Here is a 25,940-nt window from a genome sequence, read left to right on the forward strand (position 1 = left end):
GGTGCTCGTGACCACCACCGACCAGCCCGGACGCGCGCCCCGACGGGACGCGACGGCGAACCGGGCCGCCCTGATCGAGGCCGCACGGAGCGTCCTGCAGCAGGACCCCGATGCCTCGCTCGAGACCATCGCGTCCGCCGCGGGCCTGTCGCGCCGTGCGGTCTACGGACACTTCCCCTCCCGCGACGACCTCGTGCGCGAGGTCGTGACCGGCGGCGCCGCACGGATCGCCGGCGCGATGCCGTCGTCGTCCGAGCTCGCCGACCTCCCGCCCGCCGCACGGCTCGCGGCGATCGCCGTGACGCTCTGGGCCGAGGTCTCGCACGTGCGCTCCATGGCCCGCGTCGCCCTGCGCAGCCCGTTCGCCGAGTCCGTGGCCGAGGTGTTCGCGCCGCTGCGGGCACAGGTCCGCACGGCCTGCGCGCTCGGCATCGACGAGGGCTCGATGCGCGACGACGTCGACGCGGACACGCTCGCCCGCCTGGTCGAGGCCGCGTGCATCGCCGTCCTCGACGAGGCCACCCGGTCCGGCACGAGCGACGAAGCCGGTCGCCGCACGGTCGTGCTGTCGGCGCTCGGCACCGCCGGCATCGACTGGCGCACCGCGCTGCTGTCGGAACCCGCCGCACCCGCACCCCGTACCGAGCAGGAGACCCGCGCATGACGCTCGAACTCGACCACGTCGGCATCAGCGACGAGCCCGGCGCCGCGCTGCCCGTCGTGTCCGCCGTCGCCGCCCCTGGTCGCCCCGGTGTCGTCGCCGTCGAGACCGAGCAGGCCCCGGTGCTCGCGTCCCTGATCGCCGGCGGGCGGATGCGTCCCGAGTCCGGGCGGGTGCTGCTCGACGGACACGAGGACCCCGCAGCGGTGCGCGCGGCCTTCGCGCTCGTGGACACCCCGGGCGTCGCCGAACCGTTCCCCGTCATGACGCTCCGGAAGGTCGTGCGCGAGGAACTCGCGTTCGCCGGGCAGCGCCCCTCCCGCGACCACGTCGACACCGTGCTCGACGAGCTCGGCGTGCGGGACCACGCCGACACGCAGGTGCAGCGGGTCCCGACCGACGTGCGGGTGCGGCTGCTCGTCGAGCTCGCGCTGCTGCGGGGCGGGGTCACGGGCATCGTGCTCACCTCGCCCGAGCGGCACGGCGGCGCCGTGGCCGACTGGTTCGCGGTCGTGCGCGACGTCGCCCGGCGCGGCGTCACCGTCGTCCTCGTGACGTCGAAGGCCGCCGCAGCCACCGTCGAGCAGCTGCTCGACACGATCCGCACCGAGGGTCCCGACGACGCGACCTCGACCGACGGAGGCGACCAGGGCCTCCCGTCCGGCCCCTCCGACCCCGAAACTCCCGCAACCGTCCCGACGGAGGCACCCGCGTGACCATCCCCTCGCTCATCCGCGCCGAACTGGCGCGCCTCACCGCCACGCCGCTCGCCCGGCTCGCGTTCGTCGCCCTCATGGTGGTGCCGCTGCTCTACGGCGGCGCGTACCTCTGGGCGAACCGCGACCCGTACGCCAAGCTCGACCAGATCCCGGCCGCGATCGTCGACCAGGACGCCGGCGCGACGCTCGACGGCGAGCGGGTCGACTACGGCGAGGACGTCACGAAGGAGGCGATCGACGGCGCCGACTTCAAGTGGACCGAGACGACCGCGGCCGACGCGCGCTCCGGCGTGCGGAACGGCAAGTACGACTTCGTCGTGACGATCCCGCACGACTTCTCCGAGGCCCTGGCGTCGGCGCAGGGCGACGACCCGAAGCGTGCCGAACTCGTCATGACGACCGCGGACACGAACTCGTACCTCGCCTCGACCATCGCGGAGCAGGCCGGCAAGACCATGCGCACGGCCGTCGCCGAGCGGGTCGGCAAGCAGGCGGCGACGACCCTGCTCGTCGGACTCGCCGACGTGCGGGACAGCCTCGGCGACGCCGTCGACGGTGCGGGACAGCTCGCATCGGGGGCCACCACGGCTGCCGACGGTGCGTCCTCGCTCGCGTCCGGCACCTCCGCGCTTTCCGACGGGGCCTCGCAGCTCGCCTCCGGTACCGCCTCGCTGCCCGCGCAGACCGCGCAGCTCGACAGCGGCGCACAGCAGGTCGCGTCCGGGGCCTCGACCCTGGCGTCCGGGCTGCAGTCCGCACAGCAGCAGACCGCCTCGCTGCCCGCGCAGACCGCGCAGCTGAACGACGGCGCGCAGCGGGTCGCCGCGGGGAACGCCGCGTTGGCCGACAAGGTCGACTCGGTCAGCGCCGACGTCGACGCGGTGCAGCCGGTGGACGCCGCCACGGTGCTCGCGCAGATCACCGCGAACCTGCCGGAGGGCGTCACGCTGACCCCCTCGCAGCAGGAGGCGATCACGAAGGCGGTCGGCGACGTGAACACCGCCGGCGCCTCGGCCAAGGAGACCTACGCGTCGACCAAGTCGGCCGTCGACCAGCTCCGCGACGGGTCGGCCCAGGTCGCGGCCGGCACGTCGGCGCTGGCCTCGGCGTCGCCGCAGCTCGCGGACGGCATCGCATCGGCGTCGAGCGGCGCCTCGCAGCTCGCATCGGGCTCGTCGCAGGTCGCCGCGGGCACGTCGAAGCTCGCCGCCGCGGCACCGACGCTGTCCTCCGGTGCGGCCTCGCTCGCGGACGGTGCCGCGTCGGCCGCCTCCGGCGCCTCGCAGCTCTCATCGGGTGTCGACCAGCTCGAGGACGGCTCGAAGGAGCTCGCCGCGAAGCTCGACCAGGGACGCACGAGGATCCCGGCATCGACCGCCGCCCAGCGCTCGTCGCAGGCGTCCGTGATCTCGGACCCGGTCAAGGTCGGCGACGACAACGTCGCCGCCGCGTCGAACTACGGCGCCGGCCTCGCACCGTTCTTCATCTCGCTCGCCGCCTGGATCGGCATGTACGCGCTGTTCCTCATCCTCAAGCCGATCTCCAAGCGGGCGATCACCGCCGTGCAGAAGCCGCTGCGCGTGGTGCTCGGCGGCTGGCTCACCCCGGCGCTCCTCGGGGTCGTGCAGATGGCGGCGCTGTTCCTGATCGTGCGGTTCGCGCTCGACCTCGACGTGGTGCACGCCGGGTCGACGGTGGCCGTGATGGTGCTCGCCTCGGCGACCTTCGCGGCGATCATCATGGCGCTCAACGTGCTGCTCGGCTCGGTCGGGCAGTTCCTCGGCCTGGTGCTCATGCTCGTGCAGCTCGTGACCGCCGGCGGGACCTTCCCGTGGCAGACGCTGCCGGGGCCGTTGGCGGCGCTGCACTTCGCGCTCCCGATGACCTACTCCGTGGACGCGATCCGGCAGACGATGTACGGCGGGTCGTTCGCGGCGGTGTGGTCGGACGCGGGGGTGCTCGCGTGCTGGTTGCTCGGCGCGCTGCTCGTGTCGTACGTCGTCACCGCGCGGCAGACCCGCTCGCGGACGCTGCGCGACCTGCGGCCGAGCCTGATCGGGTAGCGCGGGCGCGGCGCGGAGCGCGGCGCGGAGCGCGGCGGCGCGGGCGGCGCGGGCGGCGCGGGCGCGGCGCTCGGGGCGGCGCGGGCGGCGCTCGGCGCTCAGGGCGGCTCGGCCGTCAGCACAACGAGAAGCACGTCGCGCCACGCGGTTCCGTGGCGCGACGTGCTTCCGGTGGTGCGCGAGCACCCAGCACCACACGCCGCCTCCGCGCCACCTCCGCCCCGCGAGCACGCCGGACGCCCCGCGCCCGCTACACCCATCCCATCGCACCCCACCCACCCCGGTCGGCGCACCATGTCCTGACAACCGCTCGAGTCGGGGCCGCTACGATCGAGGGACACCACGACGGGTCGAGGGAGATCATGGGAGACGGCAGGTCCGCCACCGCAGACGGCAAACCGGCGACCATCTACGACGTCGCCGCCCGCGCAGGGGTCTCGAAGTCCCTCGTCTCGCTCGTGCTCCAGCGGTCCCCGAAGGTCAGCGACCAGCGCCGCGAGGCCGTCCTGCGGGCCATCCAGGAACTCGACTACCGCCCGAGCACCGCGGCCGTGTCCCTCGCCGGCACCCGCAGCCGCACGATCGGCGTCGTCCTCGACGACTTCCGCAACCAGTGGTTCGTCGACCTGCTCACCGGCCTGCGCGAGGCGCTGCAGGACCAGGGGCACCGCCTCGTCGTCGCCGACCGCTTCCTCAACACCGGGCTCGACGCCTCACCCGTCGAGGGCTTCCTGTCCATGCGCGTCGAGGGCATCGTCATCGCCGGCGAGCCCGACACCGACCTCGCGATCCCGGCGAGCATGCCCGTCGTCGTCGCCGGCGGTCGTGCGGCGCTCCCCCGCGCCGACACCGTCGCGAACGACGACCGCGCCGGTGGCCGGATGGCCGCCGAGCACCTGCTCGCGCTCGGCCACACGCGCATCGGCTTCGTCGGCGGGCGCTCGGCTGCGTCCGCGGAGCGGCTCACCGGCCTGGAGGCACGGATCACCTCCGCCACGTCGCCCACCTCGCTCGCCACGCACGTCATGCCCGTGGAACCCACCGAGGAGGCCGGCGCCGAGGCCGTCGGGCACCTGCTCGACGCCCACCCCGACGTCACCGCGGTGTTCGCCGCGAACGACGTCATGGCGCTCGGTGCGATGTCGGGGCTCGCCGCACGGGGCTTGCGCGTCCCCGAGGACGTGTCGGTGATGGGCTACGACGACACCCCGCTCGCGGCGTCGTCCTACGTCGGCCTCACGAGCATCGACGACCGCAGCGTGGAGATCGGCCGCGGCGCCGGGGAGCGCCTGCTCGCCCGGATCGCCGACCCGACCGCTCCGGCGCAGGAGACCCTGGTCGAGCCCCGGCTCGTCGCCCGCCGCACGACCGCTCCGCGCTGACGCGAGCAAGCCCGCCCGCGCCGCCCGCGCGCACGAGACTCGTCTGAGCGGACACGTTCGCGGCCCCGGCGTCGCGAACGTGTCCGCGGAGCCGAGTCTCGTGCGCGGCCCCGCCGGCCCGGCGGCCCCGCGGCCCGGCGGCCCGGCGGCCCCGCGGCCCCGCGGCCCCGCGGCGAGCGCGTCAGTCCATGGGCAGGACCGCGTGCTGGACGACCCAGGCGTGCATGACGATCGCCGCCGCGGCCGAGGCGTTGATGCTCCGCGTCGACCCGAACTGCGTGATCTCGAGGTGGGCGTCCGCGCCCGCGACGGCCTCGTCGGTGAGCCCGGGTCCCTCCTGCCCGAACAGGAACACGCAGCGCTCCGGGATCGCCGCGGTCTCGATGCGCTCGGCTCCCGGGGTGTTGTCGATCGCGACGACCGGTCGTCCCTCCTCGTGCATCGCAGCCAGGAACGCCGCGACGTCCGGGTGGTACCGCACGTGCTGGTACCGGTCGGTGACCATCGCCCCGCGCTTGTTCCAGCGCCGCCGACCGATGACGTGCACGGTGCCGGCGAGGAACGCGTTCGCACTCCGCACGATCGACCCGATGTTGAGGTCGTGCTGCCAGTTCTCGATCGCGACGTCGAAGGCGTGCCGGCGGGTGTCGAGCTCGGCGACGATGGCGTCCATCGACCAGTACCGGAAGCGGTCGACGACGTTGCGGGTGTCCCCGGCGGCGAGGAGCTCCGGGTCGAGCCGGGGGTCGTCCGGCCAGGGCTCGGGGTGCGGCCCGACGCCGTTCGTCGTGGCCTCGTGGGTCGGTGGCAGCGTGGGACCGTCCGGCTGCGCCGGTCCCGTCGACGGGACCACGGGGTCGGACGGGAGGCGCTCGGTCACGTGACCAGCGTAGGGCGCGTGCCCCGCGCCTCCCGTCCGGCGACCGCCGTCAGCCGACGGTCAGTACGACGTCGGGTACGTGACCGACGGCTCGGACATCGCGACCGCGACGAGCGCGATGAAGAGCACGGCGTAGAAGACCGTGATCACCCCGCCGACGATGACCGCTGCGAGCGCCAGGCCACGGCCGCCCTCGTCACGCTTCTTCGCCTGGGACATCGCGACGAAGCCGAGGACGAACCCGACGATCGGCGCGACGAACGCCGCCACGAGCGCGATGATCGCGAGGGTGTTCGTGCGCTGCGGGGCGGCCGGCGCCGTTGCGTACGGCTGGTACGGGTGCTGCTGGGGCTGGACGTTCTGTTCTGACACGGCTGACGAGCCTAGGAGCGCCGCGTTTTCGTGGAGAAGTGCCAATCTTCGTCCGGCCTCAGGTCGTGCCGGGGCGCAGGTAGTCCTCGGGGTCGTCGCCGCTGCCGGTCGTCGTGAAGATGCGCTTGCGGTCGCCGGGGCGGGCCGGGTCGTGGAGCACGGTGACCGTCCCGCCGAGCACCGGAGCGGTGCCGTGGGTGAAGCCCTCGGTCCGCTCGACCCAGCGCCGGACGCCGTGCAGGTCCATGAACGAGAACGTCCACCGCAGCAGCGTGCGCGACGCGTCCGGGGTCGTACCGCCGCTGATCGCGGTGACCTCGCCCGTCGTACGACGGCCGTTCGCCATGACGTCCGTGAGTCGGGCGCGACGGTTCCCGCGGCCGACCCGCGTGGCACCGCCGGCCACGAGCGCGAGGACGGTCACGACGGTGAGGAGCCCCGGCAGCCACCACACGGCGGTGTACAGGATCCAGCTGCCGATGCCCCACGTCTCGTCGTGCCCGAACGTCGGGTCGACGGCCACGCCGACGCGGTCCGGGGCGGGCCACTGCGTGGTCGTGGCCCACCAGGTGCACGCGGTGGCACCGACGAGCCAGAGCGGCAGCGGCCCGAGCCCGACCAGGTCGGTGGTGCGCCCGGACCACCGGTGGTTCCACCGCGTGTACACGCCGACGGCCACCAGGGTGCCGACGACCGCGCTCGGGGCCGCCCACAGGTGCGTCTCCGGGTCGGGGCTGTCGGAGAAGATGCTGTTGACCGTCATCATCCGGAAGCGCAGGACGAAGTCCGACACCGCGAGTCCACCGATCACCCCCGCGGCGACGACCAGCAGTGCACCGACGACGGTCATCGTCAGGGCGGTGGTCGAGCCGCGGTACCGGGCCTCGCGTTCGCGGCGTGCCTGCTGCGGGTCGACCGTGCTCACGACGCGGTGGTGCCGTGCGTGCGGACGCGGGCCTCGATGCCGGCGGTGATGATCTCGAGGCCCAGGGCGAAGCGGTCGTCGTACGAGTGCTCGCCGAGGATCTCCCCGACCACGCGGTGCCGCTCGGGGCGCCCGGCCTCGGAGTCGCCGCGGCCGACCTGCACGCCGGCGTGCCCGACGACGAAGTCGTAGACCACGAAGAACGCGTACATGGCCTCGCGCTCCGGCAGACCTGCCTGCTGCAGGGCCCCGACGACCTTCGCCACGACGGCGTCGGACTCGGTGGAGGCGAGCGGGGCGCGCTGGCTGTGCGACTCGAGCACGAGGGGGTGGGTGCGCATGAGGTCGCGGAAGGTGCAGGCGAAGACGTGGACGACCGAACGCCAGTCGTCCGGCCAGACGAAGGTGGCCGTGAACTCGTCGACGGTACGACGGACGAGCTCGGCATGCAGGTCGTCGAGGCCGCCGATCGTCCGGTGCACGGTCATCGGTGCGACGCCGAGCTTCGCGCCGAGGGCGCGGAAGGACAGGCGGTCGAGGCCCTCCTCGTTGGCGATGGCGGTGGCGGCGTCGACCACCTGCTGTCGGCTCAGGACGTTGGGGCGACCGCGGCGGCGACGGGGCGCGGCGGCGGTTTCGGCTGCCGGTGTCGTCCCGGTGGGGGCGTCGGCCGCTCCCGCGCCGGTACGGCCGTCGGTCGTGGTGCGCGGCTGTGCGGTGGGGCTGCCGGGGTCGACGAGCACGGGGAGGCCTCCTTGATCCGGTACGTGTCCCGAAAATCGTAGCCCAAAGCCGAACGCCGGTCGGTGTCCGGTCGGCCAGTCCTCCACAGTCGGGTGACCACCGGGTCCGGCGAGCGGCGGCCCCAGTACGCTGGGCCCATGGCGACCCGCGACGAAGTCGAGTGCTGGCTGACCGACATGGACGGTGTGCTCGTCCACGAGAACCAGGCCCTGCCGGGCGCTCCCGAGCTCATCCAGCAGTGGCTGGACGAAGGGACCGAGTTCCTCGTCCTGACGAACAACTCGATCTTCACGCCGCGTGACCTCAGCGCCCGGCTGCGGTGGTCGGGTCTCGAGGTCCCCGAGGAGCGCATCTGGACGTCGGCGCTCGCCACGGCGGACTTCTGCCGCTCGCAGATGCCCGGGGGCTCCGCGTTCGTGATCGGCGAGGCCGGCATGACGACGGCGCTGCACGAGGCCGGCTTCATCATGACCGAGACCGCGCCCGACTACGTCGTCGTCGGCGAGACCCGCAACTACTCGTTCGAGGCGATCACCAAGGCCGTTCGGCTCATCCGCGACGGTGCCCGGTTCATCGTGACGAACCCCGACGCCACCGGGCCCAGTGCCGAGGGGGTCCTGCCGGCGACCGGGGCCATCGCCGCGATGATCGAGAAGGCCACCGGGAAGCAGCCGTACGTCGTCGGCAAGCCGAACCCGATGATGTTCCGCTCGGCGATGAACCGGATCGGGGCCCACTCCGAGAACACGGGCATGATCGGCGACCGCATGGACACCGACGTGCAGGCGGGCATCGAGGCCGGGCTCCACACCGTCCTGGTGATGACCGGCATCAGCGACCAGGCCGAGATCGACCGGTACCCGTTCCGCCCGAGCGAGGTCATCGCCGGCGTGCACGAGCTCGTCCGCGCGGAGCCGATCGAGGTCGAGCTCTAGCGAGGGCGTGAACGCGCGCTCAGACCGGGTTCGCCCGGAGCAGCCGCTCCGTCGCGATCATCGCGCCGCCCACGACCGCCGGGATCCCGCCGCCGGGGTGCACCGACGCTCCCACCCGCCACAGCCAGGGCCGCCAGCGGTCGTTGTACGAGGGGCGGTGGAACGGCCCGCTCTGCCACGGCGGACGGGCCGCCCCGTAGAGCGCCCCGTGCGGTTCGCCGCCGGTGCCGTAGTACTGCGGGTCGAGGACCACGTGGTCGTCGAGCAGGTCGGTGATCGGTCGGTCGAGACCCAGCGCTGCCGACACCCGGTCGACCTCCCGCCGCACGAAGGGGTGGTCGACCTCGTAGTGCGCGCCGTCCGCGGGTGCGGTCAGCAGCACGCCCACGGTGCCGTGCGGGTTCGGGGAGAGCTCGCCGGCGCGGTAGTGGTTGACGAACACCATCGTGTCCGCCGGTTCGTCGCCCGCCTCGAGGCTCCGGTGCAGTGCGTCCGGCTTCGTCGGCAGCACCACGCTGTGCGTCGCGAGGTTCTCGGGCAGCTCCTCGCGCAGCACGCCGTAGAGCGCGACGGCGGAGCAGGACAAGGCTCGGGGGCGGGAGCGCGGGCGGGGCAGCGCGGACATCGCGGACATCGCGGACGGACCGGACGGACGGGTCAGCGCGGCGAGCCGGTCGGCGTCGAGGGCGCTGACGACCAGGTCGGCGGGGTGGTGCGCGGCCTCGGTGGTGACGCCACCGCGCGCGATGCAGGTGACGGCCTCGCCGGTGCGGACCTCGACGCCGGCGGCCTCGGCGAGTCGCTGCAGCGCGAGCACGACCTCGTAGACGCCGCCGCGGGGCACCCACGCGCCGGTCTCCGCCATGATCGCCGGCATGCTCGCGTAGAGCGCAGGGGTGCGTGCGGGTGAGACCCCGGCGTTGAGGGTGTGGATCGCGATGATCTCGCGCAGCCCGTCCGGCAGCCACGGCAGGCCGTCGAGGTACGCACGCGTGGTGAGCCGCGAGCCGTACACGGAGAGCAGGCGACGGACGGCCGGCAGGGCCGAGCGGTCGAGCGGGTCGGCGAGCAGGAGCCGCGTGACGTCGTCGGCGAGCGGCGCGTGCAGGTCGGCGAAGCGTCGCCACGCCGGGTACCAGGGGTGGTCGGGTGCCACCGGGAGCGCGGTCTCCTCGCCGCCGTGGAAGTACCGGCCGACCTCGGGCATGCGCACCAGGTCGAGGTGCCCGTCCTCGCCGGAACGTCCGCCGAGTCGCCGCAGCAGCTCGTCCCACACCGCCGGGAAGGTGACGAGCGACGGCCCGGTGTCGATCCGGTCCGCCCCGAGCTGGATGCGACGGCTCTTGCCGCCGAGCCGGTCCGACGCCTCGAGCAGGGTCACACGGTGCCCGGCACGGGCGAGCAGGGCGGCGGTGGTGAGGCCACCGATCCCACCTCCGACGACGACGACACGACTCACCGGGCACCTCCGAGCACGATGGACACCAGGAGCAGCACCCCGGCGAAGGACCCCGCGATGTACGGGAAGGCGACCGACAGGCGGTACAGGCGGTGACCGGTCTCCGGCGACGGGGCGCGCAGCAGGCACACGACGAGGACGCCGGCGATGAGCAGGTTGACGGCGGCGACGGGGATGCTGACCACGGCGAACAACACCGTCGACACCACCCACCAGGCGCCGCTCCACAGCGCGGTCCCCCGGGGTCCGAGCCGGACCGCGGTCGTGGTGATGCCCGCGTCACGGTCCTCGACGATGTCCTGCACGGCGTCGAAGGCGTGCTTGGCGACGCTCCAGGCCATCAGTCCCAGCGCGGCGGGCCACGTCGGCTCCTCCTCGAGGGCGAACGGCACGATGACCAGCGGCAGCGCGTACGCCGCGTTGCTCAGCGAGTCGAGGTACGGCCGCGCCTTGAAGCGCACCGGTGGCGCGGAGTAGCAGACGAAGACGACCGCGTAGAGCAGGATCGCGGCGTTCGCGAGCGGCGGCAGCGTCAGCAGGAACGCGACGAGGAACGGCACGTTGACCACGGCGACCGCCCAGACGATGAGTCGGACCTCGGACTGCCGGATCCTGGCACCCTCGATGGACCCCTTGCGGGGGTTCGTCGCGTCGGTGTCCTGGTCGAACACGTCGTTGACGCCGTAGATGAGCAGGTTGAACGGCAGCGTCAGCCAGATCAGGATCGGCAGCGCCCGCAGGTCGAACAGCGCGCCGGTGAGCCACACGGCGACCAGCCCCGAGCCGATCGTGTTGATCCACAGGACCGGACGCGAGACGTGCACCAGTCGGCGCACGGTCGCACCGGCCCCGGACCGCAGGGTCCTGGGCAACTGTCCGGTCCCGTCGGTCACCGGCCCGAGCGTACCCGGCGGCGCCCGTGCTACTCCACCGTCACGAGCGTCCCGAGCGGCAGGGCGTCGAGCGCCGCGACCCCCTCCGCGGAGAGCCGCACGCACCCGTGGGACACCGTCCCCGAGGCCGCCGCGTTCCAGTGCAGGCCGATGAGCCCGCCGTCCGACCCGCCGTACGGTTCGTCGGCTGCGCTCGAGTGCAGCGACGTCAGCTGGATCGCGTGGTCGCCCGTCCCTTGCGAGGGGTCGACGTACCGCTGCTCCAGGTACCCCGTCACGCCGGTCGGCGTCGGGGTGTCGGAGGTGCCCACCCCCGCGGGGAAGCTCCGGGTGACCCGTCCGGACGAGGACTCGATGGACACGGTCTGGTCGGCGGTCGAGATGACCACGTGCGACGTCGGTGTCACCTGCTGCACGAGTGCCGTCCGCGGCATCCACGCGGCCGTCTGCGCGGCCGCGTGTCCGTCGGCCGCCGAGGGCAGCTCCCGCCGCGCCGGCGTGAGGACGAGCTCCCAGTCCCCCTCGTGCCGCAGTCCCACGACCGTCGTCGGCTGGCCGAGGAAGTCGGTGGCCGCGAAGCGCGCGACAGGGTGCTGCCGATCGGACCCGAAGAGCGGTGCGTCGGTGCGGAGGTGGAAGACCTCGGCGGACGACACCGTCCGGTCGACGGGCAGCAGGCCGCCGACCACGGCCGAGTAGCGCGCTTCGGGCAGCGCGGCGAGCGCCGCTGCGGCGACGTCGGGGACGCTCGGCACCGTGCGCGCCGTGGCCGTGGGGGTGCGGTCCGCCGCGGCGGGGACGGCGTCGCCGCCGGTCGCGCCGGTCAGCACCGGGACGGCGATCGCGGCGGCGGCGACCACGACGGCGGCGATGCCGACGGTGGTCCAGGTCTTGGGGTACGGCACGGGGGCCTCCGGTGGTGCGAGGGGGGTGAGCGGTCAGGCGCGGCGGACGGGAGGCGCGGGGCGGGCCGGTCCCGCGCCTCCCGTCGGGTGGGTGCGGACGGGAGGCACGTGACGGGCCGGTCCCGCGCCTCCAGTCCGGTGGGTCAGCCGCTGACGACCGGCAGGTGCACGCCGGCGGGGACGGTCCCGGTGGCGCCGGTGCCGCCCGACGTGCCCGCGCCGCCGGTCGATCCGCCCGCGTTCGACGCCGCGGTCACGGTGATCGCGAGCGGCGTCACGAGCACCGAGGCGCCCGACGCGTCGGCGAGGTCGAGCGTGTGCGCGCCGACCGGAGCGTCCGCGGGGATCACGACCGAGCCGGTCGCGGAGCCGTCCGGACCGACCGTGAGCGTGCCGACCGTGACCGGGTCGGACCGCAGGACGACCTGCAGGGTGGCGCCGGCGGGGAGTCCGGTGCCGGCGAGGGCGATCGTCTTCCCGGCCTGCACGGAGGTGCCCTCGGGGGCGCTCAGCACGCCGGAGACGACGCGGGCCTGCCCGCCGGTCGAGACGACCGTCGCGGTGCCGTCCGCGCCGACGGCGACGGTCGCGCTCGTCGCGGCTGCGAGGTCGAGCCGCTCCCACGAGCCGTTCGCGGAGCCGGACTGGTCGAGGGGGTGGCCCGAGGCGATCTCGGTCTGCGCGAGCACCTGCGTGCGCTGCGCGTCGGTCAGGGTCGGGAAGGTCGACAGGAGCAGGTTCGACGCGCCGGTGGGGACCGACGGGGCGAGACCCGCGGTGCCGGTCTGCGCGAAGCCGTAGGTCATGCGCTCGCGGTAGACCTGCACGGCCGAGGCCCGGTCGGTGACGACCTGCGCGGTGCCGCCGGGCATCGCCTGGCCGCCGTAGGGGTCGTCGGTGTAGGGCCGCTCCGCGGCGATGCAGTTCGCGAGGGTGTCGCCGCACGTCGCCTCGAGGTACGCCGTGAGCTCGGCGCGGGCCGGCTCGAGGACCTCGGTGCGGTACCGCGTGTCGGACCAGCGGGCGGCGAGGGCGGCCTCGCCGTCGATGCGTCCGCCCATGATGTCGAGCGGGTAGTGGACGCCGAGGACGATGCGGTCGTTGCCGGCCTCGGACGTGCGGGCGAGGATCTCCGGCGCGAGTTCGGGCACGAGCGTGGCGAGGGTGATGCCCGCCTGGTACGCCGTGGTGGTGTGCCCGGACGGGTACGAGCCGCCGGTGCAGATGCCCTTCTGGCCGTAGCCGGCGTCGAGCACGACGTCGTTCGGCGAGAACTCGTGCGTGGTGTCGGTCGTGGCCGGCACCCGTGTGATCGTGAGGTTGCCCTTCGCGTCCGCCCAGGCCGTGCCGGTGCGGTTCGCGGCGAGCGACGACGCGTTCACGGTCGCCGGGTTGCAGCTGGCCGTGTCGTCACCGGCGGGCAGCGTCGCCGCGGTGTCGGTCGGCAGGTACGGCCGCGGGTAGCTGTAGTGGGCCTTTGCGTCGCCGGTGCCGACGTAGGCGCCGCTCGTACCGTTCGACGAGTTGACGAGCGCGTCGACGAGCGGCAGGTCGCCGTCGTTGCGCCCCTGCACGAACAGCTTGCTCAGCGTCTCGCCGAGCCCCTGCGACACGGTGAAGGACTGGTCGTAGGCGGTGTTCGTCGCGTTGTCGTACTCGGCGTCCTGCAGCGCCCGGAACTGTTGCGCCGTCGTCGCGTGCTGGTTGATCCACGACGTCAGCTGGTCGTTCTTCGCCAGCGTCGCCGGGTCGTCCACGGTGCCGTGCAGGTCGTTCTTCCCGCTCGACGTCCAGTACTGGTCGTACCCGCTGAGCAGCGACACCAGGTCGGGCTCGGTGGAGTCGCTCGGGTACGTCGCAGCCTGCGCGGCGAGCGGCGACCCGAGCACGAGTGCGGTCGCGACGGTGGCGACGGTCACGCCGCGGACGGTGGATCTGCGCATGTGGTGGTGGTCGCCCGGGGGCGACGCCCCTTCCTGTTGTACCGGTGTGGGAACAGGGCGAACCTAGGGACGGGTGGTTGCCGGACGGCGAACGGTCCCCCACCCGGGGGTGAACCGGGCCGCAGGCTGTGCGCATTCGCAGCCCGTCGCCCTCGTGGACGAGTCGGCCCGGCGGCGCCCGCCGGGCCCGGCACCTGAGCGCGGGCGGTCGGGTCAGACGGCGGACGGGAGGCGCGGCTCGTCCCCCTGCACCGCGGGCGCCCCCACGGGCGGCACCGACCGCCACCGGCGCAGCAGGCGGCGACCCCGGTCGTCCCGCCATGCGACCACGCCGCCGGCGACCACCCCGAGGGCGAGCACCGCGAACGCGAACAGTCCGAGGAGCCCGACGGGCACCATCCGCACCAGGTCCTGCGTCGGCACGGTGGCCGACACCGCGATCGACCCGAAGTCCCAGAAGGCGTGCAGCAGCACGGGCGCGAGCAGGTTCCCGGTGAGCCGGCGGGCGAGGTAGAGCGTCGAGCCGAACGACGCCGCGAAGACGACCTGCACGACGGTCGCACCGACCTCCGCGCCGGCGAGGACGTTGAGGAAGTGCAGCAGCCCGAACAGCACGCACGACGCGATCCACACGCCGAACTCGGGCAGCCGCCGCCGGAGCCCGACGAGCAGCACGCCGCGGGTGAGCAGCTCCTCGAACACCCCCACGAAGAGGACCCCGACGGCGAGCAGCAGGAAGTACCGCACCGGCTGGGCGCCCCACTCGACGAGCGGGAGCCGGGCGACGCACACGGCTGCGATCAACGCCGGGGCCGTGAGCGTCCACCGGAGTGCCGTCCGACGACGGTCGGCGGTCGCGATCGGCCACCAGCCCAGCGCGGTGACGTAGACGCAGAGCACGAGCACCGCGATGCCCTCCGGCACCACGAGTGCCCCGAGGACGCCCTCGACGGTCTGCCCGAGCGTGCTGTAGTCGTCGCTCGGCCGCGAGCGCCAGGCGCTGACGGCCGCGAAGGCGACGAGCGGCGCGAGGCCGAGCAGGAGCGACGGGGGCACCGGCCAGCGACGGCGTCGGACGGGTGCGGTGGTGGTCACCCGCCGTTTGTACCATTGACGCATGCGCCTGCCCTCCCTGTCCGTCATGGCGGAGGACTACGTGAAGCTCGTGTGGAAGTCGACCGAGCGCGGCGGCGAGGGGCTCGCGACGCGGGACATCGCGGCGGCCCTCGGGGTCTCGGCGTCGACGGTGTCGGGGAACCTCCGGAAGCTCGACCGCGACGGCCTCATCGAGCACACCCCCTACTACGGCGTCGTGCTCACCCCGCTCGGGCAGCAGGTCGCCGTGGCGATGGTCCGTCGCCACCGGCTCATCGAGACGTACCTGGTGCAGCGGCTCGGCTACTCGTGGGACGAGGTCCACACCGAGGCCGAGGCGCTCGAGCACGCGGTGTCCGAGACGTTCCTCGAGCGGGTCGACGCCGACCTCGGCCACCCGACGCACGACCCGCACGGTGACCCGATCCCGGCGACGGACGGGTCGGTCCCGTCGTCGGCGGGCACGCTGCTCGGCTCGGTCGAACCCGGAGCCTGCGGGGTCGTGGACCGGGTGTCCGACGACGACCCGGCCCTGCTCCGGTACTTCGACGAGCTCGGGGTCGCACTGGGCACGCACCTGCGCGTCGAGCGTGTCCGCGACTACGCGGGTGTGATCGCCGTCAGCCGGCGGGCTCCCGACGGCGAGGAGTCCCTCGTCGACCTGCCCGCCGCCGCCGCCTCCGCCATCTGGCTCGCCCCCGACGCCGACTGACGCCAGCCGCCCGCCCGCTCGCCGAGCGGGCACTTCCTGTCACACTCGGCGGCTCCTGCCGACGGATCCTGCCCGCCCGACGGGACGCGCGCGGCACGTCCTGCCCGTTCGATGCGGCTGGTGCCCACGAACGGACGGGAGGCCCGGTGCCAGCCCGCCCCGAGCCTCCTGTCCCACGATTCCCGTCGCACGACATGCTGCTCACCTCCGCCGCCGACGGCACGTCGTGCGACCTGAACGGTCGCCGACGGCAGGTCGTGCGACCGGAACCGCCGGCACGCCCATCGGACGGGAGGCCCGGTGCCAGCCCGCCCCGAGCCTCCCGTCCCACGATTCCCGTCGCACGACATGCCGCTCACCTCCGCCGCCGACGGCACGTCCTGCGACCTGAACGATCGCCGACGGCACGTCGTGCGACCGGAACGGCCGCCGGCGGCAGTCGTACGACCGGAACCGACCGCAGCCGCCGCGGCCGCGGCCGCGGCCGCGGGCGGAGCCGCGCCGCCGCCTACGCGGCCGGAACGCCGGCGGCGCTGGCCCGCCGGAACGGCGCTCGCAACGTCGGCACGATGTCCTTCCGGTTGATCCACAGCACCACGAGCGCCGCGACCACGTGCACCCCGCTCAGCACCCAACGCCCGCTCGTGTCCGTCACCACGAACTGCACCGCGAACAGCGCCACGAGCGCGATCGCCGACCACCGGTGGAAGCGCAGCGCGATGATGATCGCCACGCCCAGCACGGTCTGCGACGCGGTGAGCACGAACTCCTCGACCTGCCGACCGTCGAGCGGCAGCCCGCCCGTCGTCCCGCCACCGAGCACGTGGGCGATCGGCAGCGACCCGACGAGCAGCGACCACTGGTTGACCTTCGACGCGATGAGCGTCCCGATCGCCGCGCCGCCCATCCCGCGCAGGGCGAAGAGCGCTGCGACGATGAACTCGGGCGCCTCGGTCGCGAGCGGCGCGAGCCACTGCACGAGGAAGTAGCTGTCGATGCCGAGCGCGCTCCCCGACTCGACGAGTGCGTCCGCGAACGGCTCCGCCGACGACAGGATGACGGCGGCGGCCACGACGAACAGCGCGACGATCGTCCAGCGTCGCGCACGCTGCGGCATCGAGGCGATGTTCCCCGCCATGCCGACCATCTCCTCGTCGCCGCCGTCGTCCGGCGCCTGCGATGCCCGCCACAGGTACGCGACGAAGGCGGCGAGCAGCACGAACCCGAACCAGAGCGGGATCGAGCCCATCAGCGGGATGAGGAACGCGACGACCGCCAGGAGCGCCAGGAAGCCGATGTCCAGCCGCGAGGACTGCTCCAGCTGCAGCACCGTCGTCGCCGACCGGGGCAGGGTGCCGGCGCGGACGTACCGGCGGGCGACGAGCAGCGAGATCACCACGACGAGGGGCCAGCCGAACCCGAGCAGCAGCCGGTTCGAGCCGGTCATGTTCGCGGCGGCGAACTGCTCGTACGACGGGTCGTACCCGGAGCGGAACGCGTAGTACAGGTCGACGGCGTACTCGGGCAGCACGGCGATGAGCGCGAGGATCGCGATGGCGAGCGCGCCGGAGATGTCCTTCTGCGCGGCCTCGGCGGCCCAGGCGAGCAGGAACGAGGCGGCGACCACCGCACCGCCGAAGACCAGCAGGTCGACGACGGGGTTCGGGGCGGAGCCCGTGACGCGGAAGACCACGGCGGGCAGGGCGATCACGATGCAGATCGCGATGCGCCCCCAGGCGCTGCGGCCCATGCGGGCGGGTGGTGCGTCGGCATCGACGACGCGGACGGGTGAGGTGTCGATCACGGGATGGTCCCTTGGTCGGGCCGCACCGATCGCGCAGGGGTGGGGAGCGCTTCGGCACGGCAGAACGGCCGAAGGTCTCGCTCGCCCGCCGGGTGGGACCGGCAGGTGGTGCACCGGGCCGATCGTCGTGATGGCCAGTGTGTCGATGCACGCGCTGGGAGCTACTCCCCTTCGCCGTCCACCTTGGCGCGCTCCGATCCGCGTGCGCAAGCCGATCGGGCCTGTTCGTCGACCCGAATCCGGGTCTTCCGCGGCCCGCCCCGGAACGGCGGGACGCGCTCGTGGCGCACCGCGCGTCGGACGGGAGGCCCGTGGCGGCGCAGCCACGGGCCTCCCGTCCGTCAGGTGGTCACCCGGAGGCGCGTTTGCCGCGTCCGAGCGCCATCTCGCGACGGGCGCGTTCGAGCGCGAGCGCCGATCCGGCGTCCGGGTCGGCGAGCAGTCGTCCGGTCTCGTCGACGTGCGCGCGGACGGCCTCGCCGCGACGTTCGGACGCGTCTGCCAGGACGGGGGCGACGACGTCCTCGCCGAGCGAGACCAGCGCACGGCTCAGCGCGAGTCGGGTCTCCCGGTCATCCTGACCGAGTTCGCGGGCGAGGCGTCGGGCGAGGGCGGGACCCTCCTCGGCCGGAGCGAGCAGGACGGCCGCGCGCCAGGCCGTCCGACGCACACCGGGGTCGTCGTCGCCGAGCCGGTCGGCCACCTCGGGGTACACCGACCCGTCGCGGATCTTCGACAGGGTGTGGAGCGCCTGCGAGCGAGCCTGCGCCTCCGGACGGTGCAGCTCGTGCGTCAGCCGGGGCACGACGGTCTCCGCCGGCAGCCTGACGAGCGCCCAGGTCAGGGCCTCGCGCACCTGCAGGTCCGGCTCGACGGCACAGCGTTCGACGAGCACCTCGAGGTCGGACGGCCTCGCCTCGGTGCCGGCGGCCATCACGGCACGGAGTCGGACGGACGAGCGGGGGTCGGTGAGGTCGTCGGCGAGGGTGGTCATCCCCTCATGCAACACCGGGTACCCGCTGGTCACGTGCACGGAGCCGGGGCATAGCGTGGACGAGACCCGTACCGCACCGGAAGGACTCCCCATGCCCCGCATCGGAACCAGTGACCTGCACGTGTTCCCCCTCGCCCTCGGCGGCAACGTCTTCGGCTGGACCGCCGACGAGCAGACCTCGCACCGGGTGCTCGACGCGTACACCTCGGCCGGCGGCGACTTCGTCGACACCGCGGACGTCTACTCCGCGTGGGCGCCGGGCAACGAGGGCGGCGAGTCGGAGCGCGTCATCGGCTCGTGGCTCCGCGCCTCCGGGAAGCGCGACGACGTCGTGGTCGCGACGAAGGTCTCGCAGCACCCGCAGTACAGCGGCCTGTCCGCGTCGAACGTCGCTGCGGCTGCCCGCGCGAGCCTCGAGCGGCTGGGCACCGACCGGATCGACCTGTACTACGCGCACTTCGACGACCAGGACACCCCGCTCGAGGAGACCGTCCGCGCGTTCGACCAGCTCGTGCAGGAGGGCCTCGTCCGGTACACGGCGATCTCGAACTACTCGCGTCCGCGTGCCGAGGAGTGGATCCGCATCGCGAAGGAGAACGGGCTGGCGCTGCCCGTCGCGATCCAGCCGCACTACAACCTCGTCACCCGTGAGCCCTACGAGTCGGACATCGCCCCGCTCGCAGCGTCCGAGGGCTTGGGGGTCGTGCCCTACTTCGCCCTCGCCGCCGGGTTCCTGACCGGGAAGTACCGCACGAAGGACGACTTCGCCGGCAAGGACCGCGAGGGGCAGGTGTCGGGCTACTTCTCGGACGAGGGACTGGCCGTGGTCGACGCGCTCTCCCGCATCGCCGAGGCGCACGAGGCCGAGATCGCATCGGTCGCCCTCGCCTGGCTGCAGGCCCAGCCGGACGTCGTCGCACCGATCGCGAGCGCGCGGAACATGGAGCAGCTGCCGGCGCTCCTGGCGTCCGCGGACCTCGAGCTGGGCGCCGAGGAGCTCCGCACCCTGGACGAGGCGTCCGCGCGGGTCCCCGCCGCGTCCTGACCGGCGCCGCCCACCCCACCCTACGCCCCCGCGCCCGCGGCCCTGCGGCGCGGCTACCCTCGCGAAACGCAACGTCGGCGGTTGCTCGCAGCGGTACAACGCTGCGAGGAACCGCCGACGTTGCGTCTTGCGGAGAGGGGATCGGGTCAGGTGCCGCTCGGGGCGAGCGAGCCCGTCAACGGCTGGCCGCTCGAGCGCGTCGCGAAGCACGAGATGAAGGTGTTGCCGCGGTCCCAGGTCTCCTGGTCGGGCGCGTAGGTGCCCTGCACCTGCACGTCGCCGTACCGCGCCGCCGCCGCGGTGTCGACTGCCTGGGCGGTCTGGCACACCTGAGCCGCCTGCGCCGCCAGGTCGTCCGGCCCCGGCCACGCTCCGGCCTCGACCTGGATCCGGGCGGTCAGCTGCCCGGCGTGCGCTGCTGCGCAGTCGACCACCGTGAAGGACTGCGCCCAGGCGTCGGTGAACGGCGACAGGCACTCACCGCCGGCGAGCTCGTTCCAGGCGTGCTCACCCGGGGCGGCCTGGGTGGTCGCGAACTGCAGCGGCGGTGCGGGGGCCGCGGCGGCCTCGGTTGACTGCTCGTCCGAGGGCTCGTCCGAGGGAGCGGCCGACGCAGCGGCGGACGACGCGCTCGCCGCGGGAGCGCTCTCCTCGCTGATGGAGTTCCCGAGGATCCAGCGGGTGAGCCCGAAGACCGCCACGAGCAGCACCACGATGAGCACGACGGCGCCGATCACGAGCAACTGCTTGCCGCGCTTGCCCTCGCCCGCGAGCCGACCGAAGCCCTCGTTGATGAAGTTGTCCCGTCCGCCGCCGTCGCCGGGAGCCGTGCTCCCCGAGGCGGTGCGGTCGGGAGCCGTCCCAGGGGTTGCCGCGCGTGCACCGGGCGTCCCGTCACGACCGGGAGCGCCGGCCGGAGCGGCGACCGCGGGCATCATGCGCGTCCCCGAGTCCTCGGGGTCGTACCCGGTGTCGCCGAGCTGCCCGACCGCAGCCGTGCCGAACAGGTCCTTGATGACGCTCGTGTCGCTCGTCTCGCGGCCGTCCCACTCGTCCTGGTCGAGGTCGTCCGGTGCAGCGGCGGGCAGGCGCTCGACGGGGTGCTCGTCGTACCGCTCGTCGTGGACGTCGTCCTCGTCGCGGCGGTCGCTGCGGGCGTCGCGATCGCCGGCCAGCCCCCGGAGGTCCTGGCCGACGGACGGCGGGAGGTGCGCCGGGTACGCAGCGGTGGCGTCCGACGACGCCGGTTCGATCAGCGGCGGCGCCGCGGTCGGCGGCACGGTGGCGTCGGGCTCCGCCCACCAGGGGGTCGCCGCTGCGGCGACGGGCATCGGCGCGTCCGCAGCGGAGTCGTCACGTCCGACACCGCCCACGGCCGGCACCGCCGTCGTCCGTGCATCGTCGTCGCGGTGTTCGCGGTTGCCCCGGTCGTCGTCCTGCACCGACGGCAGCGCCGTCGTCCGTGCCACGTCGTCGTCCTTCGCATCCGCCGGGGCCGACGTCGGCACCGGAGCGGGTACCGGCAGCGGTGCCGGCACCGGCGCCGCGAGCAGCCCGCTCGGGAGCCCACCGGCAGGCGTGTCGACCTCGCCCGCGACCACGTCGTCGTCCGCCTCGTCCGCGAGCGACCACGACCGCGCCCCGAGTGCCGTGGTGTCGAACCGGTCGGTCGTCAGCGTCGTCGGGACCTCGCCGGTCTCGTCGTCCCGGATCGCCCAGTCGAACGGCCGTTCCGTCGCGCCGGCCGGGGCAGCGTCACCCGCTCCCTGCAGGCGCAGCAGCTCGGTGAAGCTCGGCGGCTCGTTCGTGGGTGCCGGCGCGGGCGGCAGGACGTTCTCGACCCCGAGCGGCTGCGCGACCGGCCCGGTCGGCGTCGGCGCGGGCGTTCCCGGCTGCGACCCGGTGACCCGCCCGAGCCAGTCGACGTCGCTGCGCCCCTGGCCGAACGGGTCGGCACGTCGTCGCTCGTCGTCGACGGCGCGGTTCTCGGCAGCGCGCTCGTCCCGGTGGCGCATCGCGGTCGGCAGCGAGATCGAGGACGGGTGCGAGACCGTGCTCGTCGGCGGCACCGGCGCAGCGGGCGGGATGCGGTCCCCGAGCGTCTCGCGCTCGTGCTCGACCGTCGCCTGCGGGTTCTCCGACGGCTCGCGGAGCTCGTCGCCCATGTGGATCGCCTGGGTCGCCCCGGCATCCTCGTCGGACTCGGATCCGGACGCAGCCCCGGACGTGGACCCCGGCCCGGACCCGGCCTCACGGTCGCCGACGGGCGGCGCCGGCACGACCGGTGCGGGCGCGACCGGTGCGGGATCGACGGCCTCCGGCTCGAACGGCTCCGGCAGCGGCGCGCCGGTCTCACGAGCGGCCCGCTCCGCCTCGCGCCGCTCGCGGCGCGAGGGCCACTCGTCGGCACCACGCGGCGCACCGAAGATGTCGGCGGCACTGCGGAGACCGCGGAACGGAGCGTCCGAGCCGGACGCGCGCAGGGCCTCCCGGTCGTCCGCCCCGTCTGTCGGGCCGGACGGACGGTCGGGATCGCGCGCGTCGTCCGGACGCTCCCCGGTCACGCGCTCAGCCCCAGGTCGGCCAGTCCGATCGCGGCGAAGTAGGGGTAGCCGGCCGCCTCGATGCGCTCCTTCGCGCCGGTGTCGCGGTCGACGACGACGGCCACTGCGGCGATGATCGCGCCCTCGCGCTCGAGCGCCTCCGCGGCCTTGAGCGGCGAGCCGCCCGTCGTGGAGGTGTCCTCGAGCACGACGACGCGCTTGCCGCGGACGTCCGGACCCTCGACCTGGCGGCCGCGGCCGTGGTCCTTCGGCTCCTTGCGCACCACGAACGCGTCGTAGGCGAGGCCGCGCGCCGCGGCCTGGTGCAGCACGGCACTCGCGATCGGGTCGGCGCCCATGGTGAGGCCACCGACGGCGTCGACGTCCGGCACCTGCTGCAGCAGGTCCGTCATCACCTGACCGATGAGCGGAGCGACCCGGTGGTCGAGGCTCACCTTGCGCAGGTCGATGTAGTACGACGCCTGCTTGCCGCTGGTGAGCGTGAAGTCGCCGTGGAACACCGCGTCTGCGGAGATGTGCTGGATCAGCTGGTCGCGCGTGTCGGTCACAGCCCACAAGGGTAGTCGCTCGGCCCCGGAACGCCATCGCCAGGCGGCGTCACGGCTCGCTCGGTACGCTCCGCTCATGTCACCCGTCGCGCCCGGCCCGTCCGGCCGCGCTGCGGTCCCGGAGCCGGTCGCGATCGCTCCGGCGGGTCCGCCGTCGCGCCGCCGGTGGGTCGCGTCCGGCCAGGAGGCACTGGGCGCCGCCGTCGCGCTCGCCCTGGCCGTCATCGCCCTCGGCCACGTCCTGGTCACCGAGCGGGTCGCCCTGCTCTGGTACGACGGCGACTCCGTCCTGCTGCCGCTCGTCGAACGGTCGATCCGGCTCGGGCAGCCGTTCGAGTGGGCGATGTCACCGGCCCTGTTCTTCTTCCCCGAGCTGCCCGTCTACCTGCTCTGCTCCCTCGTCACCGCGACCCCGCAGCAGGCGCTGGCGCTGAACGGCGTGCTCGTGCTGCTCGCCGTGTACGCGCTGGTGCGGGCGGCGGCGAACGAGCTCATGCCGGCCGCACGCCGGTCGGCCAGGATCGCGGTGTCCGCCGTCGCGCTCGGGTTCGTGACCGCGATCGTGCTCACGGAGTACACGGCAACTGCGACCTCGCTCGAACTCGGATCACTCCTCCTGACGACGACCTACTACTACGGCGCTGTGCTCGCCATGCTCGGCACCGCGGTCCTGGTGCTCCGCGCGGTCCGGACCGGCCGCACCTCCGTCGTCGTCCTCGTCGTGACCGGCCTCGTCGCCGCGTGCACCACGGCGTCGAACCCGTTGTACGTCCCGTGGTCGGCGGCGCCCGTCGTCGTGACCCTCGTGCTGCTCTCGCTCGCGCGACGCGTCCCCTGGCGTCCGACCGGGTGGATGTCGGCCGTCCTCGTCGCCGGTTCCGTCGTCGGGTACCTGCTCCGGATCCCGCTCGCCCCGTTCGTGTCGCTCGACCCGTCGACCTACGTGCACCCGGAGCAGGCGGGCCGGACGCTCGCCTTCTTCGCGGCGCTGACCGACGACCGCGCCGGGTCGGCCCGTGGCGACGCCGAGCTGCTGCTGCTCTTCGCGGGCGTGGTGCTGGCCGTCGGCGGCACGGTCTGGGCCTGGCGGGTGCGGACCGCGCGGACCGTGCTCGTCGCGACCGTGCTGCCGCTCGTGACGGTCGTGGCGGTGTCCGTCGGGGTGGTCGTCGCCGGGTCGGAGACACCGCGGTACCTCGAGCCGATCGTGACCGCACCGCTCCTGGCGCTCGTCGCCGTCGCCGAGCTCGTGCGCTCCGCCGTCCGTCGGACCCGGGTGCACCGGCCGCGCCGCGGCGTGCAGCTCGCCGCGGCGATCGCCGCGGCGGTGGTCCTGCTGGGTGGGGCGGCCGTCGCCCCGACCACGGTCAGCACCGTCGCGACGGCCCGGTACGCGCCGGCGGACTGCCTGGACCGCTGGGCGGACGGACGGCAGGTCACCGGCGTCGGGCAGTTCTGGACCGTCCGGCCCCTGGCGGCGTACGCGTCCGACGACGTCGAGCTCCTGCAGGTCCGGGACACGTTCGAGACCTACCCGTGGCTCGTCGACCTCGGCGCCTACCGGGACGCCAGACCGACCTTCGTGGTGATCGGTGCCAACGACGTCTGGACGACCGCGGTCGAGGACTCGCTCGGGGCGCCGGCGACCATCACGCACTGCACCGGGTTCGACGTCTACGACTACGCGGGCACGGTCGGGGCGGCCGTCCTGCAGCGCGACGTGGTCGGCAGCGCGGACGCCATCCGTCGCGAGCGGGGCTTCTGAGGCGCGGTCGCGGCCCGCGATGCCGTCGGGAGTTCTCCACAGGCGGCGCGGCGGCGTGTCGCGCCGGCTGTACGGATGTATAGGCTCGACCCCGTGACTCGTCCCACAAGCCACCGCGTCCCGCGCCCCGCCCTCCGTCTCCGCATCGCCGCCACCGGCCTGGCCCTCGCCGGCCTGCTCGCGACGGTGCTCGTCGACGCGCCGAGCGCGAGCGCCGCGAAGTACCCCTCGTGGGACGAGGTCATGGCGGCCCGGGGGCAGGAGTCCGCGAAGCAGGAGCAGATCACGAAGATCCGCGGGGTCATCTCCGGGCTGTCGGACCAGGTGCAGGAAGCCGAGGCCGAGGCGAAGCGCCTCGGTGACGACTTCTTCGACGCGCAGAGCGAAGCGCAGGAAGCCGCGGCCACCGAGCAGAAGCTCCGTGCCGAGGCCGACGAGCACGCCGAGATCGCCGAGCGCAGCGCGTCGCAGGCGGGGCAGTTCGCGGCGCAGATGGCGCGGCACGGTGGCGCCGACGTGACGGCGTCGGTCCTGGCCGAGGGCGAGGACGCCCGCGACCTGCTGTACGACCTCGGCGCCCTGAGCAAGCTGTCGGAGCAGGCCGAGCGGGTCGAGGCAGCGGCGAGCGCCGACGCCTCGGTCGCCCGGTCGCTGACCGCGCAGGCCGACCGCGCGTCGAAGGCGCTCGACGAGCTCGCGGCCGAGGCCGAGCGCAAGATGCAGGCGGCCCAGGCAGCCGCCGACAAGGTCCAGGCCGCGTACGACGAGCAGCAGGAGAACAAGGCGCGGCTCGACGCCCAGCTCGCGACCCTGACCTCGGGGCGTGTGCGCACCGAGGCCGAGTTCGCCGAGGGTGAGAAGGTCCGCAAGGCGGCTGAGGAGAAGGCCCGGCAGGAGGCCGAGGCCGCACGGCAGCGCGAAGCCCAGCGGCTGGCCGACGCACAGGCGGCGGCAGCGAACCGCGGTGGCGGTGGCGGCGGCGGTGCGCCCGCTCCGGCTGCCGGCGGTGGCGGCGGGGGCGGCGGGGTCGGTTCCGGCTCCGGCACCGGCTGGGTGCGCCCCGGCGGTGGCTACGTCATCAGCCCGTACGGGTACCGCGTGCACCCGATCACCGGTCGCGTCACGAAGCACGACGGACTCGACCTGACGAGCGGCTGCTCGACGGCGATCGTCGCGGCCTCGTCCGGCACGGTCGAGTACGTCGGCTGGTACGGCGGGTACGGCAACTACGTCCGCATCAACCACGGCGGCGGTGTCTCGACCGCGTACGGCCACATCGTGAACGGTGGCTTCCGGGTCTCCCCCGGCCAGCGGGTCTCGGCGGGGCAGCTCATCGCCCTGGTCGGCTCGACGGGCAACTCGACCGGCTGCCACCTGCACTACGAGGTCCACATCAACGGCGCCACGATCGACCCGGCTCCGTTCATGGCGGCGCGGGGCGTTCGCCTCTAGTCCGGAGCGCACGGCGGGCGGCGCACGTCGGCGCTGCACGGTGGGCGGCGCGCGTCACGCCGCGACTCCGACATCGCACC

At 74.0% G+C, this 25,940-nt stretch carries 22 protein-coding genes; 9 read left to right on the forward strand and 13 right to left on the reverse strand.

What is annotated here, in order from left to right:
* Positions 1 to 7: 7 nt before the first annotated feature.
* The 4 genes from M3677_RS10190 to M3677_RS10205 all read left to right on the forward strand — a co-directional run bounded on the left by M3677_RS10190 (position 8) and on the right by M3677_RS10205 (position 4,825).
* On the forward strand, positions 8 to 664 hold the full coding sequence (locus M3677_RS10190; protein ID WP_066657692.1) for a TetR/AcrR family transcriptional regulator: 657 nt from the start codon (positions 8 to 10) through the stop codon (positions 662 to 664).
* Positions 661 to 1,377 carry a hypothetical protein gene (locus M3677_RS10195; protein ID WP_251160469.1) on the forward strand — a complete coding sequence of 239 codons (717 nt, stop codon included), beginning with the start codon at positions 661 to 663 and terminating at the stop codon, positions 1,375 to 1,377. The genes M3677_RS10190 and M3677_RS10195 overlap by 4 nt, the downstream gene beginning before the upstream one ends.
* Complete coding sequence (locus tag M3677_RS10200; RefSeq protein ID WP_066652051.1) at positions 1,374 to 3,443, forward strand: YhgE/Pip domain-containing protein; 2,070 nt, start codon at positions 1,374 to 1,376, stop codon at positions 3,441 to 3,443. The genes M3677_RS10195 and M3677_RS10200 overlap by 4 nt, the downstream gene beginning before the upstream one ends.
* A gap of 362 nt (positions 3,444 to 3,805) precedes the next feature.
* The gene (locus M3677_RS10205) at positions 3,806 to 4,825 is read left to right on the forward strand and encodes a LacI family DNA-binding transcriptional regulator (protein WP_209684088.1); all 1,020 of its coding nucleotides are present in this window, start codon (positions 3,806 to 3,808) and stop codon (positions 4,823 to 4,825) included.
* Positions 4,826 to 5,006: 181 nt separating this feature from the next.
* Here the strand turns inward: M3677_RS10205 and M3677_RS10210 are convergent, their stop codons facing one another.
* From M3677_RS10210 to M3677_RS10225, 4 genes are all read right to left on the reverse strand, one after another.
* Positions 5,007 to 5,636 carry a TrmH family RNA methyltransferase gene (locus tag M3677_RS10210; RefSeq protein WP_251160522.1) on the reverse strand — a complete coding sequence of 210 codons (630 nt, stop codon included), beginning with the start codon at positions 5,634 to 5,636 and terminating at the stop codon, positions 5,007 to 5,009.
* Between the two features lie 129 nt (positions 5,637 to 5,765).
* Positions 5,766 to 6,077 (reverse strand): DUF4190 domain-containing protein, encoded by a 312-nt coding sequence (locus M3677_RS10215; protein ID WP_066652049.1) that lies wholly within the window; start codon positions 6,075 to 6,077, stop codon positions 5,766 to 5,768.
* Between the two features lie 58 nt (positions 6,078 to 6,135).
* Positions 6,136 to 7,002 (reverse strand): DUF3592 domain-containing protein, encoded by an 867-nt coding sequence (locus tag M3677_RS10220; protein ID WP_251160470.1) that lies wholly within the window; start codon positions 7,000 to 7,002, stop codon positions 6,136 to 6,138.
* On the reverse strand, positions 6,999 to 7,745 hold the full coding sequence (locus tag M3677_RS10225; protein ID WP_209684094.1) for a TetR/AcrR family transcriptional regulator: 747 nt from the start codon (positions 7,743 to 7,745) through the stop codon (positions 6,999 to 7,001). Before M3677_RS10225 ends, M3677_RS10220 begins: the two co-directional genes overlap by 4 nt.
* A 138-nt stretch (positions 7,746 to 7,883) precedes the next feature.
* Between M3677_RS10225 and M3677_RS10230 the strand changes: the two genes are divergently transcribed.
* A complete protein-coding gene (locus M3677_RS10230; RefSeq protein ID WP_058730132.1) occupies positions 7,884 to 8,681 on the forward strand; it encodes an HAD-IIA family hydrolase in 798 nt (265 codons plus the stop codon).
* 19 nt (positions 8,682 to 8,700) lie between these two features.
* On the opposite strand, the gene M3677_RS10235 is transcribed toward M3677_RS10230, so the two are convergent.
* The 5 genes from M3677_RS10235 to M3677_RS10255 form a co-directional block, all read right to left on the reverse strand.
* Positions 8,701 to 10,140, reverse strand: a complete 1,440-nt coding sequence (locus tag M3677_RS10235) for an NAD(P)/FAD-dependent oxidoreductase (protein WP_251160471.1) — start codon at positions 10,138 to 10,140, stop codon at positions 8,701 to 8,703.
* Positions 10,137 to 11,033, reverse strand: coding sequence for a UbiA family prenyltransferase (locus M3677_RS10240; protein WP_209684098.1), 897 nt, complete (start codon positions 11,031 to 11,033; stop codon positions 10,137 to 10,139). Before M3677_RS10240 ends, M3677_RS10235 begins: the two co-directional genes overlap by 4 nt.
* 29 nt (positions 11,034 to 11,062) lie before the next feature.
* Positions 11,063 to 11,938 carry a L,D-transpeptidase gene (locus M3677_RS18425; RefSeq protein ID WP_251160472.1) on the reverse strand — a complete coding sequence of 292 codons (876 nt, stop codon included), beginning with the start codon at positions 11,936 to 11,938 and terminating at the stop codon, positions 11,063 to 11,065.
* 143 nt (positions 11,939 to 12,081) lie between these two features.
* Positions 12,082 to 13,857 (reverse strand): phosphatase PAP2 family protein, encoded by a 1,776-nt coding sequence (locus M3677_RS10250; RefSeq protein WP_251160473.1) that lies wholly within the window; start codon positions 13,855 to 13,857, stop codon positions 12,082 to 12,084.
* A gap of 237 nt (positions 13,858 to 14,094) precedes the next feature.
* Positions 14,095 to 14,976, reverse strand: coding sequence for a CPBP family intramembrane glutamic endopeptidase (locus tag M3677_RS10255; protein ID WP_251160474.1), 882 nt, complete (start codon positions 14,974 to 14,976; stop codon positions 14,095 to 14,097).
* 22 nt (positions 14,977 to 14,998) lie between these two features.
* Between M3677_RS10255 and M3677_RS10260 the strand changes: the two genes are divergently transcribed.
* Complete coding sequence (locus tag M3677_RS10260) at positions 14,999 to 15,688, forward strand: metal-dependent transcriptional regulator (protein WP_066652032.1); 690 nt, start codon at positions 14,999 to 15,001, stop codon at positions 15,686 to 15,688.
* Between the two features lie 508 nt (positions 15,689 to 16,196).
* Here the strand turns inward: M3677_RS10260 and M3677_RS10265 are convergent.
* Together M3677_RS10265 and M3677_RS10270 are read right to left on the reverse strand one after the other, a co-directional pair.
* A complete protein-coding gene (locus M3677_RS10265; protein WP_251160475.1) occupies positions 16,197 to 17,492 on the reverse strand; it encodes a sodium:proton exchanger in 1,296 nt (431 codons plus the stop codon).
* Positions 17,493 to 17,841: 349 nt separating this feature from the next.
* On the reverse strand, positions 17,842 to 18,486 hold the full coding sequence (locus tag M3677_RS10270) for a HEAT repeat domain-containing protein (RefSeq protein ID WP_251160476.1): 645 nt from the start codon (positions 18,484 to 18,486) through the stop codon (positions 17,842 to 17,844).
* Positions 18,487 to 18,577: 91 nt separating this feature from the next.
* Between M3677_RS10270 and M3677_RS10275 the strand changes: the two genes are divergently transcribed.
* Positions 18,578 to 19,531 (forward strand): aldo/keto reductase, encoded by a 954-nt coding sequence (locus M3677_RS10275; protein ID WP_251154124.1) that lies wholly within the window; start codon positions 18,578 to 18,580, stop codon positions 19,529 to 19,531.
* Positions 19,532 to 19,677: 146 nt separating this feature from the next.
* Here the strand turns inward: M3677_RS10275 and M3677_RS10280 are convergent, their stop codons facing one another.
* Both M3677_RS10280 and pyrE read right to left on the reverse strand, forming a co-directional pair.
* Positions 19,678 to 22,095 (reverse strand): hypothetical protein, encoded by a 2,418-nt coding sequence (locus tag M3677_RS10280; RefSeq protein ID WP_251160477.1) that lies wholly within the window; start codon positions 22,093 to 22,095, stop codon positions 19,678 to 19,680.
* The gene (pyrE, locus tag M3677_RS10285) at positions 22,092 to 22,643 is read right to left on the reverse strand and encodes an orotate phosphoribosyltransferase (RefSeq protein WP_058729844.1); all 552 of its coding nucleotides are present in this window, start codon (positions 22,641 to 22,643) and stop codon (positions 22,092 to 22,094) included. The genes M3677_RS10280 and pyrE overlap by 4 nt, the downstream gene beginning before the upstream one ends.
* Before the next feature lie 76 nt (positions 22,644 to 22,719).
* Here pyrE and M3677_RS10290 point away from each other — a divergent pair, with 76 nt between their 5' ends.
* Positions 22,720 to 24,408, forward strand: coding sequence for a hypothetical protein (locus M3677_RS10290; protein ID WP_209684110.1), 1,689 nt, complete (start codon positions 22,720 to 22,722; stop codon positions 24,406 to 24,408).
* Between the two features lie 93 nt (positions 24,409 to 24,501).
* Complete coding sequence (locus M3677_RS18430) at positions 24,502 to 25,860, forward strand: M23 family metallopeptidase (protein WP_251154127.1); 1,359 nt, start codon at positions 24,502 to 24,504, stop codon at positions 25,858 to 25,860.
* Positions 25,861 to 25,940: the final 80 nt, after the last annotated feature.

It is taken from the genome of Curtobacterium sp. P97, assembly GCF_023712445.1.
In the GTDB taxonomy this organism is placed as follows: Bacteria; Actinomycetota; Actinomycetes; order Actinomycetales; family Microbacteriaceae; genus Curtobacterium.

Excerpts from the sequence above, each read along its gene's own strand:
- M3677_RS10230 (WP_058730132.1), top strand. The coding sequence starts at position 7,884 with ATGGCGACCCGCGACGAAGTCGAGTGCTGGCTGACCGACATGGACGGT.
- M3677_RS10270 (WP_251160476.1), bottom strand. The coding sequence starts at position 18,486 with ATGACCACCCTCGCCGACGACCTCACCGACCCCCGCTCGTCCGTCCGA.
- M3677_RS10260 (WP_066652032.1), top strand. The coding sequence starts at position 14,999 with ATGCGCCTGCCCTCCCTGTCCGTCATGGCGGAGGACTACGTGAAGCTC.
- M3677_RS10205 (WP_209684088.1), top strand. The coding sequence starts at position 3,806 with ATGGGAGACGGCAGGTCCGCCACCGCAGACGGCAAACCGGCGACCATC.
- M3677_RS10195 (WP_251160469.1), top strand. The coding sequence starts at position 661 with ATGACGCTCGAACTCGACCACGTCGGCATCAGCGACGAGCCCGGCGCC.
- M3677_RS10290 (WP_209684110.1), top strand. The coding sequence starts at position 22,720 with ATGTCACCCGTCGCGCCCGGCCCGTCCGGCCGCGCTGCGGTCCCGGAG.
- M3677_RS10275 (WP_251154124.1), top strand. The coding sequence starts at position 18,578 with ATGCCCCGCATCGGAACCAGTGACCTGCACGTGTTCCCCCTCGCCCTC.